Here is a 16772-nt window from a genome sequence, read left to right on the forward strand (position 1 = left end):
TCCTGGTGCCTATATCGGCGGTGATCACCTCTTCCCTTACCGAACAGAGCAGTTAAGCCCGCCAGAGCCGATGGTATTGCCGTAAAAGGCGTGAGAGTAGGTCGGCGCCAAAACCCTTCAAAAGCCCCCGGGACAACAGTCACCAGGGGCTTTTTTTTTGACCAATACCTAAACACCAATGGAAAGACCATAAAGCAGGGCTAAAATAGCTTCTGTATTTACAATAGTTCATTATTACCGGTCAAAATCATATCTTTAGCGCTTTAACTTTGCACCATATAACAGTTAGGCGCCATGGCATTGGAATATCGGTTTATAGGTTTCGTTTCAGTTACACTTGCCGTAGTACTGGTAACGGCTTGTAACCAAACGCAGAAAGCGGAGCAGGTCGCGGGGGGTACTGATGTAGATAGCGCGGCGACGTGTGTCTCGCATGGAATTCCGTCGCGTGCTGCCGCAATTGCGGAGTCTGAGAAAAAGCATACATTTCTTGGCGCTGATGATGCGGCCATGGTTTATATCCAGGGCGGTACCTTTCTGATGGGGACCGCGGACTTTGCCGACGCAAGCCCAGTACATGAAGTCGCAGTAGATGGTTTCTGGATGGATGAACATGAAGTGACCAACGCCCAATTTGCACGATTCGTAGCTGCAACGGGTTATCAAACCGTGGCCGAACGTCCATTGGATCCGAAAGATTTCCCCGATGTGCCACTTGATGCATTACAGCCCGGCTCGGCGGTATTCACACCTCCGAATCAGGCGGTGGGCCTGGCTAATCACCTCCAATGGTGGCGTTATGTCAACGGCGCCAGTTGGAGGCATCCCGAGGGCCCGGGCAGTGGCATCCGGGACCGCGAAAGCGAACCGGTTGTACATATCGCGTATGAAGACGCGGCGGCTTTTGCGAAATGGGCAGGCAAGCGGCTTCCTACTGAGGCTGAGTGGGAATACGCTGCCAGGGCAGGTCATTCCAACAGTACGTATTACTGGGGCAACGACCTCAAACCCAAAGGGCAATGGGTAGCCAACGTATATCAGGGCAACTTCCCGGTAGAAGATAAAGGAGAGGATGGTTATAAAGGCGTTGCCCCGGTCAAATCATATCCGCCTAACGCTTGGGGCCTGTATGATATGGACGGGAACGTATGGGAGTGGTGCTCGGATTATTATCGCCCTGATTATTACAAAAATAGTCCTTCTGCGAATCCGAATGGGCCCACGGATAGTTACGATCCCATGGAACCAGGAGCGGTGAAGCGTGTGCAGCGTGGCGGGTCTTTCCTTTGCAACGAACAGTATTGTGAGCGCTATATCGCGGGTAGCCGTGGGAAAGGAGAAATCAGTAGTGGGAGTAATAACCTCGGTTTCCGGTGCGTGAGTGACCAGCCACCCCCATCATCGGATTAACTTCCCTCTTAAGTCACTCGCCGAGGTGCTCGCTGCATGCTGTCAGCTGGAAAAACTGGTGGATGTGTTGAAACTGGCGGCTTAGCTCCACCGCACGGCCGAATACCAACAGTACTGGTCCTGTGTTATCGATCTCCTGCTCTTCGGCGACCTCCGCAATGGTATTGACGATGCCGATAGCCACTCTTTCATTTGCCATGGAGCCGTTCTGGATGATTGCAACAGGTAAACGCCCTTTTCCGGCTGCTTGATAAAGTGCAACGATTTCTGGCAACTTGTCGAAACCCAATAAAACCACCACTGTCGCACGGCTTTGCGCGGCATCTTTTAACTCTTCTGAAAGGTTGCCCTCATCGTCTGAACCGGCAAGGATCCATAAGCTATCACTTAGGCCCCGATGGGTTACCGGAATGCCCTGGAGACCGGGTACGGAGATGGCACTTGAAATTCCGGGTACAACCGAGGTTTCTATACTATAGGAGGCGGCGTAATCCAGCTCCTCGTATCCACGACCGAAAACAAACAGATCCCCTCCCTTCAGCCGGACGACATGACCGAAATTCAAGGCATAATCAACCATTAACTGGTTGACGACATCTTGGGAAAAGTTTTCGTCTCCGGATGGGTTCCCGACATATACCTTGATGGCCTCCGAAGGCGCGTATGCCAGCAGCTCCTCATTGACCAACGCATCGTAAAGGATGACGTTTGCCGTTTTCAGTGCCTTGATCCCTTTTAAGCTGATTAAATCCGGGTCTCCGGGCCCCGCACCCACCAATGTGATTTTGGGATCTACATATTGCTTCTTTAAAAAAGATTCCTTTACCATATCGCTGACGTATTATTAATGCCGCTACAAATATATATAATATCTACCTTTTTTGTAGTATTTAATTTAAAACAAATTATTCCGATTTTTAGTTATCTGAATATCAATGAAATGCCGTATATCTCGGCCGCTAGGTTGATCCAGAGAAAATCCGTATACATGCAAATAGATTACCTAAAAGCTCAATTATTCTTGCAATCGCCTCCATCTACAGATCAAACTATATATATTTACCTTTTGATAAACCGATTTCGTTATGGCAAGTTTCGATAGTAATAACAACCGCATAACTCCCATTTGGTTAGTAGCGTTTTTGGCCATGGCCGCGTGCGATGGGCCCAACGGCCAAATGCAGAATGAACCTGCACCTTACGGGCCGATACCAACGGAAGCACAGTTAAATTGGCACGAAATGGAGCTATATTGTCTTATTCACTTCACTCCCACCACCTTTCAAAACAAGGAGTGGGGTTTTGGCGATGCACCAGCCAATTTATTCAATCCGCAACATTTCGACGCCGGCCAAATTGCCGCCGCAGCCAAATCAGCCGGATTCAAGGGATTAATATCGGTGGCGAAACACCACGATGGATTTTGCCTTTGGCCCACCAAAACCACCGACTATAACATTTCAAACAGCCCATGGCGCGACGGGCAGGGAGATATGGTGAAGGAGTTTATGGAAGCTACACGCAAACAGGGAATGCAGTTTGGTGTATACGTATCGGCATGGGACCGCCATGATGCGGAGTATGGCAATGAAAAATACGCTGACGCTTATCGTGAGCAATTGCGTGAATTGTACAGCGGTTATGGCGAGTTGTTCACCAGCTGGCATGACGGTGCAAACGGAGGTGACGGATACTACGGTGGGGCCAATGAAATGCGCCGTATCGACCGGTCCAGTTACTACCAATGGGAAGAAAGGACATGGTCCATTACCCGTGACATGCAGCCTATGGCTGTTATTTTCAGTGACATTGGCCCGGATATCCGCTGGGTAGGTAATGAAAAGGGCATCGCCCCCGAAACTTCGTGGGCGACGTTCACTCCAATTGGTCCCGAAGGCGGAAAGGCTGCTCCTGGGCATGTGGATGACCGTTTTCTAGGTAGCGGGCAGCGCGATGGGAAATTTTGGATTCCCGCGGAATGTGATGTCCCGCTTCGGCCCGGCTGGTTTTACCATCCCGAGCAGGACCATCAGGTAAAAACCCCCGATCAGCTTTTCGACTTGTACCTCAAGAGTGTGGGGCGCGGAGCAGCACTGAATCTGGGTCTAGCACCGAATACCGAAGGCCTGCTTCATCCTGCTGATGTGGCTTCCTTGGAGGCTTTCGGCAAAAAGCTGATGGAGACATTCGGCATAAACCTGGCAACGGGTGCTCAGTTCGAGCCATCTAATACCCGTGACAATGACACCCGACACTTTGGCCCGAACAACCTTCTTGATGACGATCGCTACAGCTACTGGGCAACCGATGACGACGAAACATCGCCCGAATTGGTAGTCGACCTAGGGGGAGGGAAGACGTTCGACCTGATCCGCCTACGCGAAAACATCAAGCTCGGTCAACGACTGGATAGTGTGTGGGTAGACACCTGGGAAGAAGGGGGGTGGATTCCCATTGCCCATGCAACCAGTATCGGTTCCAGCCGGATTATTCCGTTGGCCGAACCGATAACGGCCCAGCGCCTGCGCTTACGTTTATTTGCTCCGGTCCCGGTGGCTTTAAGTGATTTCGGGTTATTTAAGACAGCCCGCTCGAATGATGTCAACAACGGGCAGGAGCGAAATGGCGTAGCCCGGGCACATTGGCAGATTATCGAAAATAAGTTCGAAGGAGGAGATCCTGCACTGGCTGTCGATGGTCGGAAGGAGACATTCTGGCTCACCACAGACGCGGATCTACCCCAATGGATAACCACGGACATGGCAGACACGCTTACCCTTACTGGCTTCAGTTATCTCCCCAGGCAGGACGGTGATGCGACAGGACAGATTAGCCGATACGCACTGGCCGTCAGCATTAATGGAAACACATGGCAAGCCATTTCGACCGGTGAATTTGCCAACGTTGCTGCTAACCCCGTGATGCAATATGTGGCTTTTGCTAATGCGGTGAAGGCCAGGTATTTCCGGTTTACCGTTGAAGCCGTCGCAAGCACGACGGGCGATCGATCCCAGGTAGCTATCGCGGAATTTAATATGTATGCCGAAGACGAGGCGGGTAACGACGCAGGACCAACACCATGAGAGGGATCGGATGTATTGCGTTATGTTGCGGTCTCCTTTCCTCCGTACAGGCGCAGGAGCCATTACGGCTGTGGTACGACCGTCCTGCGATGGCGTGGGAAGAAACGTTGCCACTTGGAAATGGCCGTTTGGGCATGATGCCTGACGGCGGCATCCTGGATGAGACGATTGTACTGAATGATATTACCCTTTGGTCTGGTAGTAAGCAGGATCCGAATAATTATGGCGCCTACCAAAGCGTAGCGCCTATTCAACAACTGTTACTTGAGGGACGGAATAACGAAGCGGAACAGTTGGTTAATGCTAATTTTGTGTGTGCGGGAGCGGGGAGCGGCCATGGGGCGGGGGCCCATGTACCCTATGGTTGCTTTCAGACGTTGGGCGAACTCCGCATCCGCTATGAGCACCAACAAAGCGAGGTCGACCACTACCGGAGGCAGCTTGATTTGCCTACCGCTACCGCAGAAACATCTTATATCGCGGAAGGAGTTACCTATCGCCGTGCGTATTTCACGTCTTTTGACGGCGATGTAGGGATCATCCGTCTCTCTGCCGATGCTGGTGGCGCATTGAATTTTACAGTGACCCTAGATCGGGAGGAAGGCGCACAGCGTCGGTCGGTTGGTGACGAATTGCAACTTTTCGGTGCATTGGATGATGGCCGTGGGGGCATAGGGATGCGTTACCTGGCGCGTGTCCGTATCCAGCACACCGGAGGCGAGCTGGTCACCGAGGGCAATGCGCTGAAGCTCGTTGGCGCGGATGAAGCGATTATTTATTTTTCGGCAGCGACGGATTTCAGGGGGAATGCTCACGAACAGCAGACTGCCCAGTTGATGGAAAAGGCCTTGAAGACACCTTATCAGGTACAGCGAGCCAATCATATTTTGGCTTTCCAACGGCTATTTAATCGGGCGTCACTGCACATTGCAGGGCACGGAACAGCAGGCATCCCAACGGACCAGCGGTTGAAAAGATTCTTCGACGACCCCACGAGTGACAACGCCCTCCCGGTGTTATATTTTCAATACGGGCGGTACCTCAGCATCTGCAGTACCCGGCCGGGACTATTGCCGCCCAACTTGCAAGGGCTTTGGGCGCATCAGGTGCAGACTCCTTGGAATGGTGACTATCACCTCAACATCAATGCGCAGATGAACCACTGGCCGCTGGAAGTGGGGAATTTGCCAGAACTGCATGAGCCTTTTATCGACATGATCAAGTCGATCGCCGAAGAAGGAAAGAAAACAGCTAAGGCATATTACAACGCTCCGGGGTGGGTGTGCTACATGATGACTAACGTATGGGGCTACTCGGCGCCAGGCGAGCAGGCTTCCTGGGGCGCCAGTACGGCCTCCGGTTGGTTATGCAATCACCTGTGGGAACACTTCCTCTTCACCATGGACACAACCTATCTGAAAGAAGTTTACCCCATACTACGTGATGCCGCAGTGTTTTATCATCACACATTGATAAAAGAACCTCGCCACGGTTGGTTGGTTACGGCACCTTCAGTTTCGCCGGAAAACGCGTTTCTGATGCCCGATGGCAAACGGGCCAGCGTGGTGATGGGGCCGACCATCGATAACCAAATCGTGAGGGAATTATATGGTAATGTGATTGCTGCAGCGGACTTATTGAACATGCGTGATGCATTTGTAGATACGTTGGCGGATCATTTGAAAGCGCTGCCCCCACCGGTACGGATTGGCCCCGATGGACGGGTGATGGAATGGCTGGAAGCGTATGAAGAGCCGGAGCCTCAACATCGGCACGTGTCGCATTTATACGGATTATATCCCGGGACATTCATTTCGCCGCAGACCACGCCCGAATGGGCGGCGGCGGCGAGGAAGACACTACAAGTGCGGGGAGACGGGGGCACGGGGTGGAGCCGTGCATGGAAGATATTGTTTTGGGCCAGGTTACAGGACGGAAACCATGCATTGGAGATTCTGAAGCAGCTGCTGCGACCCGCATTTGACGGTGAAACAACCTATGGAGGAGTCAACGCCGGCACATACCCTAATCTCTTTTGTGCCCATCCGCCTTTCCAAATTGACGGGAATTTCGGTGGTACTGCCGGTATCGCGGAAATGCTATTACAAAGCCATGCTGGTTTTATCCATTTGCTACCGGCACTGCCCGACGCGTGGAAAGACGGGGAAGTAAAGGGTTTAAAAGCCCGGGGAAATTATACCGTCGATATTACCTGGCGGGACGGTAAAGTAGTAAAATACGATGTGCATTCACCCTTAGAAACACCTATAGATGTACTGGTAAATGGGAAGCTCGTAACCGTGCCGACCGATAACTGACTTAAAGTGCTGTCAATAGATTTTTCCACCCTACCAAATCGCCAATGATTCTTTCGAGCTCCGACGCAGCTATGCGCTCCTGCTCCATGCTATCGCGGTGGCGAAGTGTGACGGTGTCGTCTTCCAGCGATTGGTAGTCCACGGTGATACAGAATGGTGTTCCGATGGCATCTTGGCGACGATAGCGCTTGCCAATGGAGTCCTTCTCGTCATACTGAACATTGTAGTCGATTTTCAACCGATTGAGGATTTCCCTAGCTTTGTCTGGTAGTCCGTCCTTTTTGGTCAACGGAAGTATTGCTGCCTTCACAGGTGCCAGGGTTGGGTGAAAATGGAGTACCGAGCGGGCATCTTTTTTGTCCGCCGTACTCAGGTCTTGTTCCTCAAAGGAATTACATAATACGGTAAGAAACAATCGATCGAGTCCGATAGACGTTTCAACGACATACGGGACATAGTTCTGATTGATTTCCGGATCAAAATATTGGAGCTTTTTACCCGAATATTTTTGGTGTTGGGTCAGGTCAAAATCCGTACGGGAATGGATTCCTTCCACTTCTTTGAATCCGAACGGAAATTCGTACTCGATATCGACCGCAGCATTGGCATAGTGCGCCAATTTCACGTGGTCGTGGAAGCGGTATCTGGCTTGGTCACCACCGATGGCCAAGTGCCATTTCAAACGCGTTTCTTTCCATTTGCTATACCATTCGAGTTCGGTGCCGGGCCGTACGAAAAACTGCAGCTCCATCTGCTCGAACTCGCGCATACGCATGATAAACTGGCGGGCGATAACCTCATTACGGAATGCTTTCCCGATTTGTGCAATACCAAACGGCACCTTCAGCCGTCCGCTCTTCTGTACATTCAGAAAGTTAACGAAAATACCTTGGGCGGTCTCCGGTCTTAAATAAACAGTCTCCGCGCCTTCAGCCGAAGCGCCCATTTGGGTGGAGAACATGAGGTTAAACTGACGCACCTCGGTCCAGTTCTTGGTGCCCGATATCGGGCAAACGATGTTGTGCTCTTCGATGATGGCTTTCAGGCGCGGAAGATCATCGTCATTCAACGCCGCATCGAGGTCGGCCTGTAATTGCTGGGCTTTATCGGTTTTCCCGTCGGCCTCGTAGCGCGTAATTTTATCTTCGATCAGTTGGTCGGCACGATAACGTTTTTTGGAATCCTTGTTATCGACCATGGGGTCATTGAACCCATCCACATGCCCTGAGGCTTTCCACGTGGTGGGGTGCATAAAGATGGCGGCGTCGATACCCACGATATTCTCATGGAGCTGTACCATGGCTTTCCACCAATACAATTTGAGGTTATTTTTAAGCTCTGCGCCTAACTGGCCGTAATCATAGACAGCGCTGAGGCCGTCGTATATTTCGCTTGAAGGGAACACAAACCCGTATTCCTTTGCGTGTGAAACTACCTGCTTGAAGAAGTCGTCCGTCTGTTTGCTCATAAGGGGGCAAACATAGCTAAAAAGCCACTGATATGCAAACAGCAAAAACCCCCTAATGCAGGTCCCCTTCCCGCTTATTCGCTTCGTAGATGCGGACCATAATCAAAAAATACGAAAGCAAGAGCGGGCCATATACCAAGCCCATCATGCCGAACAGCGGAATACCGATAATGACGCCCACCACAGTGATAATGGGATGGATATCACCCACTCTTTTGGCGATGACCAGACGCAGCACATTGTCGATATTGATTACCACCACAAAGCCATAGATCAGCAGACCGATGGCTGCCCAGTTCTCCCCTTGGGTAAATGCGTAGACCGCCGCAGGAACGAAAATAAGTGGTGGGCCGAGCAGCGGCACGAATGAGAGAATGGCACAGATGACACCCCAAAACAGGGCGTCTTGGAAACCGAACATCCAAAAGCCCAACGCCAGTGTACCGCCTTGTACCAACGCGATGAATGTTTGGCCGATTACATTGGAATAGGTAATGTTACGGAGTTCATGGCCGAAGCGGATCGCATTTTCCACCTTAAACGGCGAATACCGGAGTAGACCACGTTCAAAGCTCCTGAAGTTAACAAAAAGGAAATACAGGAGAAAGTACATAACGGTGATATCCAGGAATAGGCTTGCGGCGCCACTGAGCAGCGATGTGAACATTCCGCCGAAATAGGTGGCGCTTTTTTCCAACTGCTCCCGGATCAAGTCTGGCTTGCCCAGTTTGTCTCCGGCATATGCATTGATGGTGTCAACCGTGTTCTTTATCCAATCGGGGTTTTTTATCAAATTCACGATCTTGTTGGTGAGCATCGTCCCTATCCCTAAAAAAGGAAGAACGATGATCAGGAACGACAATACAATGATGGTTACGGCGGCAAGGGGCCTCTGCCATTTGAGCTTTTCTACCAGCCAGATATTCATCGGCCGGAATATGGTATACATCACCATGGTGCCCAGCAGTGCCCCGATGATTCCACGCACGGCGAACGCGATTACTGCACCGAGTAAAATCAGCAGTATTAAGGTAATGACATTACGTTCCTTTTGGGTAAATACGGAGTAAGACATGGGTGGTTAGAAATTTGGTTTTCGTTTCTCCAAAAAAGCGGCGACTCCCTCCTTGAAGTCCGGTGTGCCGAAACACCGGCCAAACGCTTCAATTTCAGCTTCGAAACCCGTACGGGTATCTCCGAGACCTGCGTTTATGGCTTTGATTGCCGCGGCTACGGCGCTTGGCGAGCGTGATGCGATGCGACGTACGATCCGTTCTGCTTCCGCAAGCAATTCCTCCGGTTCAACGACGTGGGTTAAGATACCATAATCAAGCGCTTGGGTTGCTGTAATCATATCGCCGGTCAGGATCATTTCGAGGGACCGCCCACGTCCCACCAACTGCGTAAGGCGCTGCGTACCGCCATACCCAGGTATCAGTCCGAGTGACACTTCCGGTAAACCGAGCTTCGCATCGCTTACAGCCAGACGGATATGGCAGGCCAAGGCCAGTTCGAGACCCCCACCAAGTGCAAACCCGTTGATAGCAGCCACTACCGGTTTGGTGGCATGGTGTATCAAGTCGAATACGCTGGTTTGCCCCTCGCGCGCGAGCGCCTGCCCCTGGTCGGCGTTGAATGAAGCGAATTCGGCAATATCTGCTCCTGCTACGAAAGCCTTTTCCCCCGCACCGGTCAGCACGATACCCCGCACCGTATCCGAGGCTAATGCTGCCGTAATGGCGTTATGCAGTTCGGCCAAGGTGGCTTTATTTAAGGCATTCAATTTTTCTTCCCGGGCAATGGTGATGCGCCGGATGTGCCCGGTATCTTCGACGTGCAAGTTTTGATAAGTCATAATTAGAAGTCTACTTTAACGCTAAAACGAATCCCTCCTTTATCGATATCGGGATGGTTAAGGTACGACAATCGCCGTACATATTCCACACGCAATACATTCAAAATATTTTCGAAGCCCGCGCTGGCCTCCATATAAGGCCTGCGGCCCATGATGAACGTTGTCCGGTTGCCATTGGCATCTGTGGGGAGCAGGTAAACAGCGGGGTTGTTCTCGGGCCGGTTCTCGGGCCGTACATTGCCGTAAAGCAACTTGAAGCCGACGACTTCGCGTATTTTCAATCGTTTTAAAAGTGGAACCTTATTTAATATAAAACCGTGAAGGCGGTGTTCGATATGCAGTTTGATGTATTGATCGTTTACAAACTCCAGGTCGTTCATCAGTGCATAGGCATCTTGTGACAATGCGTACGTTTTACTGGCATAAGGAATATCGAGCAATGGAAACGGTACAGTTCCGAACAGGTAGCCGGTGGTGAGGTTGATATCAGCCAGCCCTAACTGCGAAAGGAATAGGCGTTTGGAAATGCCCAGCCGTAGGGCATGGAAGCTGTACGCTCCGCCAAGGGGTCCTTTCAGCCCTATATTGTAACGCAGGTTGAATATGGGGTACTCGTTAATGATGGGTGTCCGTTCCAGGTTCCGTTGGAAAAATGCTTCATGGGGAGCCCATCGAAGGTCGAAGACCAGCTCCGATGTACGCAATGTACTTATCGTATCGGGACTGGTTGCGGCGGTGATGAAATGAAGGTTCGCGGCGGGGTCTTCCCGTTGTGAAACGAAAGCGGTCTGGAGCATGAAATGGTTCCCGAACTCTACGACATGGCTAAGTTTCCATACGTTGAAATAACTCCATTTATCCTGCTTATCACTGCGGAACGAGCGGATAAAGCTATCGCCATTGCGGAATCCCAACAGTTGCCCGGGTTCCCGCGCATCGTGCTGGTAGGTGAGCTGCATATAATGGGCAGGGTATTCGCCAACCCTTCGCTGATTGAGCGCGTGAGCCACACTGCCGTAGAACTTCAATTGCTTATCTGTGGTTCCATAGGCGGTGTAAGCCTCTGCATAAACTTTTTTTGAGAGCTCGGGAGTGGTCCGTCCACCGATACGTATACGGTTTCCTTCAAGATCGTTGAAACTATAGGTATACTCCACGGGTCCGAACTCCACCGGACCAGCATTGACATAGCTTTGTGAAAGCAGGTACCCCAGCTTTAATGTCCGCCTGAATGAGCGGTTGTCTTGCAGGCTGTCCAGGTTGGCATAGGTGTTTGCCTCCACGGTAGTTAGTGCCAGGGGTCGCATATTATCCCAGTATGCGGCGGATCGATCATCGGCACCCTCCGCCATCGTCGGTTGTGAGCCATCAAAAACAGTTGCCGGTATGGTGGTTTCGGTATCATACCCCGAATATACCAATGTTCGCTGACCGAAGGCACCGCCCTCACTTCCTTGCAGTCCGAAGTTGATTTTCATATCGGAAAATGCAGGAAGGTACACACCATTATCGTGGCGATCGAAGCGGAGCGATAGCGTAAGGTCATTCACCCAATTGAGGTTTGCCCGTTGGTCTATCCGGATGTCGGCACGGCGTATGCCGTAATTCCCATCTAGTGTGATGTGTAACCTACCTGAGAATAACCGATCTGTTTCGTTCCTTGGCACGAACGTTAGTTCAACAAATTGGCCTTCGGGAGCGGAAATGGTGTCAGTGATAAAGAATTTGTAAAATAAAGGTGCTGCGTCGGCCGTTGGACTTAGAAAAGGCTTATTTAAGATCAACACGTTGTTTTCATAAATATCCACATCGGTGTAGATAAAATTGAAATACGTTTGGATGTTCTCGTTATTGACGTACCGCGCATCAAGTTCGGTTTTCTTGTTGCCGGTGACCACTGTTTTGGTGGCCTTCGGATAGAGGCGCCGGTATTGCTTGGATAGGTTTTCCTCCAGGTATATCGGCAATAGCGAGCGACCCGGTACCAGGGTTGTGTCCACGTTCTCAAATGCAAATCGGTAGCCCCGCGTGAGCGCATTGTTGGTGACAAATTTGGGCACATTACTTACAGCCACCATGGTTTTTTCATAGGCATCGAACGATACGTGGTCAAAACGAGTCAGTCGGTTCGCCCCTTTATGTTCGATGACTTTCCGTATGAGTTCCACAGCGGGATTATTCCGGTTGCGGTATTTCCCTTTGCCGCTGACGACTACTTCGTCAAGTGCCTTGAAATCTTCTTCCAATTCCACATCGATGGTTTGTGAGGTATCGGGGTCCAGCCATTTGGTAACCGTTTTATACCCCAGTGCGGTAAATTGAATCGCTGTGGCCTTCGGAGTCGGTGTTATGGTATAGTTTCCCGAGCTGTCGGTCGACGTGCCCTTCTCCGTGTGCAGCAAAGCTACAGTGGCGCCCGGAATGCCCTCATGGGTGGCTGCATCGGTCACCTTACCGCGAATAGTCGGCTGTGCTGAAAGGGATGAAAAGGTGATTATCCCCATCAACAACAACGTTCCTTTGAAAGCAGTGGATCGTATTCTCATAGCAGCACATTCCGTTTCATACCTAACGAGTATAAACGTTCACAAGATACAATTTGTTGGGAAGTTTAAGAACTGTTGTGAATTTTGAGTTGACTCGATCCGGCTATATGGTATATAGAAGAAAATTATCTAAGTTTGTCCATTAATTTCTATAGATGACCATCCATAAAGAAGGATATACCAGCATAGCCATTGTGGTCTTGGTGATTTTCGTCGCCAATGCACTGGTCCATTACTTTGTATCGGACAATTCGTTTGTTGTGTGGGCGACCTATTCCCTTTCGCTCTTGTTGTTTATAACCGTTTTGCAGTTTTTCCGAAATCCTCGGCGGCGCATTATTACCGATGAAAACGTCATTCTTTGCCCGGCGGACGGGAAGGTAGTCGTGATTGAAGAAACCGAAGAAACGGAATATTTCCACGATAAGCGGTTACAGGTGTCTATTTTCATGTCGCCTGTGAACGTTCACATCAACCGTAATCCTGTGGGCGGAAAGGTTACCTTTTTCCGTTACCACGCTGGGAAGTACCTGGTGGCTTGGCACCCCAAGTCGTCAACGCTCAACGAGCGGACCAGCATTGCTGTGCAGACAGCAACCGGTAAAGAAATCCTATTCCGCCAAATAGCGGGAGCCATGGCGCGCCGCATCGTTTGGTATGTAGAGGAAGGCTCCACGGTTACACAAGGGGAAGAGTTCGGGTTTATCAAATTCGGTTCGCGTGTGGATGTTTTCCTTCCCTTGGGCACAAAAGTGGACGTTAGCATTGGGGATAAGGTCTCCGGTGGTCTAACAGTCCTTGGTCGTTTTGACTAGTGAAATGTTCATGCAATGAGGTTTATCCTGCTTGTTTTCATTAACGCGTGTGCAGTGGGCCTATCTATTGCCTGCGTGAATTTTTATTTCCAACACAGTTGGCAGCATTTCCTTGTTACGTTCATCATCTCATTCGCCATCAGTTTTTTAACGTTCTACTATTTGTTTCAGCGTTATATTTACGGCAAAATAAAGCTCATCTATAAGTTAATCCATAATTTGAAATTGGGCAAAGACCTTAAAGATGCCTTGGGAGAGAAAATGAGCGACGATCCAATCAACGATGTGGAGCAACAGGTAAGGGGCTGGGCAAAGGAGAAAAAGAAAGAAATAGATCGGTTGAAAGAGCAGGAGCGGTTTCGCCGGGAGTTCCTCGCCAACGTGGCTCATGAATTTAAAACACCGTTGTTTGCCCTCCAGGGTTATGTCGACGCATTGCAGGATGGGATGATGCAGGAGGACGTAGCGATGGCGACGCAGTTTTTGAAGAAAGCGTCTTCGAACCTTGACCGGCTATCGTTTTTGATAAAGGACCTTGATGAAATATCGAAACTAGAAAGTGGACAGGTGCCAATCAATTACCAAAAATTTGACCTTGTCTTATTGGTTAAGGAGGTGCTCGATTCGATAGAGGATAAGGCATCGGCACATCATATTGGGCTGGTATTTAAAGAGAAGTACCAATATCCCACCATGGTAAGGGCCGATCGCGAGAAAATACGTCAAGTATTCGTAAACCTTATCAGCAACTCCATTAAATATGGTAAACGGGGCGGCCATACCGATGTTAGGATCTATGAACTGTTTGAAACGGTATTGGTGGAGGTGACCGATGACGGCATCGGGATTGAAGAGAAAAACCTACCGCGGATTTTTGAGCGGTTTTACCGGACGGATAAAAGCAGGTCGCGGAAAATAGGTGGTTCGGGTTTGGGGTTATCCATCGTGAAACATATCATCGAAGCACACCGGCAAACCATCAATGTGCGTAGTACAGAAGGTGTGGGAACCACTTTTGCGTTTACGTTGGAGAAGGTTAAACCATCGATATAGATTTTTTTTTCGGTGACGGCTATACAAAAAAGTATTGTTAATTAACATTAAGTTAACATTGGCGTCATATTTTTGCATAAATATTATTCCTTATGTCGCTCAATAGCATATTCCAGTATTTCGTTCCTAAAGACAAGAAGTTCTTTCCGTTGTTTGAACAGGCAAGCAGCAATCTCATTGATATGGCAAAGCTGCTAAACGAGCTGGTAAATCTTACCGACCCCGCCAAACGGAAGGAAATATGCAGGAAAATCGAAGACTTGGAGCATCGTGGGGATGATATTTCCCATCAAATCCATTTGGAATTGGGTAAAAACTTCATCACGCCGTTTGACAGGGAAGATATCCATACGTTGACAAGTTCATTGGATGACGTAGCCGACTTCATACACGGGGCGTCCAACCGCATTGATTTATATAAGGTGGAGCAGATAACCGAACCCATCATCGAAATGGCCGATTTGATTTTGGAGGCGACGGAAGATGTGGCTAAGGCGGTTCACGAACTGCGGAACCTGAAAAACATCCGAAACATCACGGACTCCTGCGTGCGTATTAATAGCATCGAGAACAAAGCGGATTATATTTTCGATAAGGCGGTGGGTGAGCTATTCGAGTTCGAGAAAGATGCCATTGTATTGATTAAGTATAAAGAAGTGCTATCTGCTATGGAAACCGCTACCGACAAGTGTGAGGACGTGGCCAATGTATTGGAAAGCATTTTAGTGAAAAACGCCTAGTCTCTTATGATCAGCACGCTATTGGTCGTTGTTATCGTCCTCGCTATCGCATTTGATTATATCAATGGCTTTCACGATGCAGCCAATTCGATTGCCACGATCGTGTCTACCAAAGTTCTGTCACCGTTCCAGGCCGTACTTTGGGCGGCGACATTCAATTTTGCCGCATATTTTTATTTCACCGACCACAAAGTGGCCAATACCATCGCGAAGACGGTGCTTGAGGAGTATATTACCTTAGACGTGATTCTTGCCGGGCTAGTGGCGGCAATTGGTTGGAATCTATTTACGTGGTATTATGGCGTACCTTCAAGTTCGTCGCATACACTGATAGGAGGGTTTGCGGGAGCGGGCATGACGCATGCGTTTATTTTAGGTGACAATGTGATCGAGGCGATCAACCTGAATGCAACCTTGAAAATCATTTCATTCATCGTGTTGGCTCCGGCAGTAGGGATGATTATTGCGGTTATCATCACACTGATCATCATTAACATATCCAAGCGGGCTAAGCCGTCTGTAGCGGAGTGGTGGTTTAAGAAACTACAATTGGTTTCGTCTGCCGCCTTGAGCTTTGCCCATGGCGGCAATGATGCGCAGAAAGTAATGGGCATCATCTTCGTGGCCATGGTTGCCGGGGGGTACTTGCAATCGGGTGATCACATGCCCGAATGGATACCGTTGGCGTGCTATTCGGCCATCGCGCTGGGGACAATGAGCGGAGGATGGAAAATCGTGAAAACGATGGGTACGAAAATCACCAAGGTAAATGCCTTGGAAGGTGTGGGAGCGGAAACGGCAGGTGCGATTACGCTTGGGATAACCGAACATTTCGGTATCCCTGTGTCTACAACCCATACCATTACCGGGTCCATCATTGGTGTCGGCGTGGTGAAACGGGTGTCGGCCGTCAGGTGGGGAGTTACCATTAGCCTGTTATGGGCATGGGTGCTTACTATTCCCGTGTCGGCAATATTGGCAGGTGTTACCTATACTATTATCCACTATCTCTTTTAAGTATCTGGCATTCGCCTTTTGTGAAGGGCAGTGCATGGGTACGGTTCGCATTGCGAAGATAAAATCATAAAACGTTAGGAACGGAAGCAATTAATCTGTAGATTTACAGCACTTTTGCTAGACTGACTAAAAAAGTAGACATTTGAAGTTTGGTATCGTGGATGAAGTGGTGGTGTTGTTTTGCGGTCTGTAGCGCAGTAAGTACAACATGTCTGCCGGATGTTGAAGTTTAAGGAGGGGATATGCAGCTAAGGTAAACGGCTGTCTATCAGGGTTCGGACTGTTGTTTGGGCTAGGAAGGCAATTATTATACCGTGTTTTTTTTAAGAAAATCATAAAAAGGAAAAAAACTGGAATAGTATTTGCAAATATTGCGGGAATCAAACTATTGGTTATTTTTGCGAGAAATTAGACAATTAAAAATTTTTAACCTTAAAAAAAACAAGAGTATGAATTATTCTACAATC

General features: G+C 49.5%; 12 protein-coding genes and 1 rRNA gene. 8 read left to right on the plus strand and 5 right to left on the minus strand.

Annotated features, from left to right (window positions below):
• Position 1 precedes the first annotated feature (1 nt).
• Together rrf and VNQ80_RS04205 are read left to right on the plus strand one after the other, a co-directional pair.
• A 5S ribosomal RNA gene (rrf, locus tag VNQ80_RS04200) occupies positions 2 to 113 on the plus strand.
• 181 nt (positions 114 to 294) lie between these two features.
• Positions 295 to 1410: a formylglycine-generating enzyme family protein gene (locus VNQ80_RS04205; RefSeq protein WP_325636203.1), complete on the plus strand. Its 1116-nt coding sequence runs from the start codon at positions 295 to 297 to the stop codon at positions 1408 to 1410.
• Between the two features lie 13 nt (positions 1411 to 1423).
• On the opposite strand, the gene cobA is transcribed toward VNQ80_RS04205, so the two are convergent.
• Complete coding sequence (cobA, locus tag VNQ80_RS04210; RefSeq protein ID WP_325636204.1) at positions 1424 to 2239, minus strand: uroporphyrinogen-III C-methyltransferase; 816 nt, start codon at positions 2237 to 2239, stop codon at positions 1424 to 1426.
• 256 nt (positions 2240 to 2495) lie between these two features.
• Here cobA and VNQ80_RS04215 point away from each other — a divergent pair, with 256 nt between their 5' ends.
• Positions 2496 to 4493 carry an alpha-L-fucosidase gene (locus VNQ80_RS04215; protein WP_325636205.1) on the plus strand — a complete coding sequence of 666 codons (1998 nt, stop codon included), beginning with the start codon at positions 2496 to 2498 and terminating at the stop codon, positions 4491 to 4493.
• Complete coding sequence (locus VNQ80_RS04220) at positions 4490 to 6811, plus strand: glycoside hydrolase family 95 protein (RefSeq protein WP_325636206.1); 2322 nt, start codon at positions 4490 to 4492, stop codon at positions 6809 to 6811. The genes VNQ80_RS04215 and VNQ80_RS04220 overlap by 4 nt, the downstream gene beginning before the upstream one ends.
• 1 nt (position 6812) lies before the next feature.
• Here VNQ80_RS04220 and VNQ80_RS04225 read toward each other — a convergent pair whose 3' ends face one another.
• The 4 genes from VNQ80_RS04225 to VNQ80_RS04240 are packed head-to-tail and all read right to left on the minus strand — an operon-like array spanning position 6813 to position 12680.
• A complete protein-coding gene (locus tag VNQ80_RS04225) occupies positions 6813 to 8279 on the minus strand; it encodes a glycine--tRNA ligase (protein WP_325636207.1) in 1467 nt (488 codons plus the stop codon).
• A gap of 52 nt (positions 8280 to 8331) precedes the next feature.
• A complete protein-coding gene (locus VNQ80_RS04230; protein WP_325636208.1) occupies positions 8332 to 9354 on the minus strand; it encodes an AI-2E family transporter in 1023 nt (340 codons plus the stop codon).
• A 6-nt stretch (positions 9355 to 9360) separates the two neighbouring features.
• The gene (locus VNQ80_RS04235; RefSeq protein WP_325636209.1) at positions 9361 to 10134 is read right to left on the minus strand and encodes an enoyl-CoA hydratase/isomerase family protein; all 774 of its coding nucleotides are present in this window, start codon (positions 10132 to 10134) and stop codon (positions 9361 to 9363) included.
• Between the two features lie 2 nt (positions 10135 to 10136).
• Positions 10137 to 12680, minus strand: coding sequence for a DUF5686 and carboxypeptidase-like regulatory domain-containing protein (locus tag VNQ80_RS04240; protein WP_325636210.1), 2544 nt, complete (start codon positions 12678 to 12680; stop codon positions 10137 to 10139).
• A 155-nt stretch (positions 12681 to 12835) separates the two neighbouring features.
• Between VNQ80_RS04240 and VNQ80_RS04245 the strand changes: the two genes are divergently transcribed.
• The 4 genes from VNQ80_RS04245 (at position 12836) to VNQ80_RS04260 (ending at position 16305) form a co-directional block, all read left to right on the plus strand.
• Positions 12836 to 13495, plus strand: coding sequence for a phosphatidylserine decarboxylase family protein (locus VNQ80_RS04245; protein WP_325636211.1), 660 nt, complete (start codon positions 12836 to 12838; stop codon positions 13493 to 13495).
• Between the two features lie 15 nt (positions 13496 to 13510).
• Entirely contained in the window at positions 13511 to 14548 is a 1038-nt protein-coding gene (locus VNQ80_RS04250) for a sensor histidine kinase (protein WP_325636212.1), read from the plus strand.
• 92 nt (positions 14549 to 14640) lie between these two features.
• Entirely contained in the window at positions 14641 to 15288 is a 648-nt protein-coding gene (locus VNQ80_RS04255) for a DUF47 domain-containing protein (RefSeq protein ID WP_325636213.1), read from the plus strand.
• A gap of 6 nt (positions 15289 to 15294) precedes the next feature.
• Entirely contained in the window at positions 15295 to 16305 is a 1011-nt protein-coding gene (locus VNQ80_RS04260) for an inorganic phosphate transporter (RefSeq protein ID WP_325636214.1), read from the plus strand.
• The last annotated feature ends 467 nt before the right edge of the window (positions 16306 to 16772 follow it).

It is taken from the genome of Parapedobacter sp., from assembly GCF_035556095.1.
Classification (GTDB): domain Bacteria; phylum Bacteroidota; class Bacteroidia; order Sphingobacteriales; family Sphingobacteriaceae; genus Parapedobacter.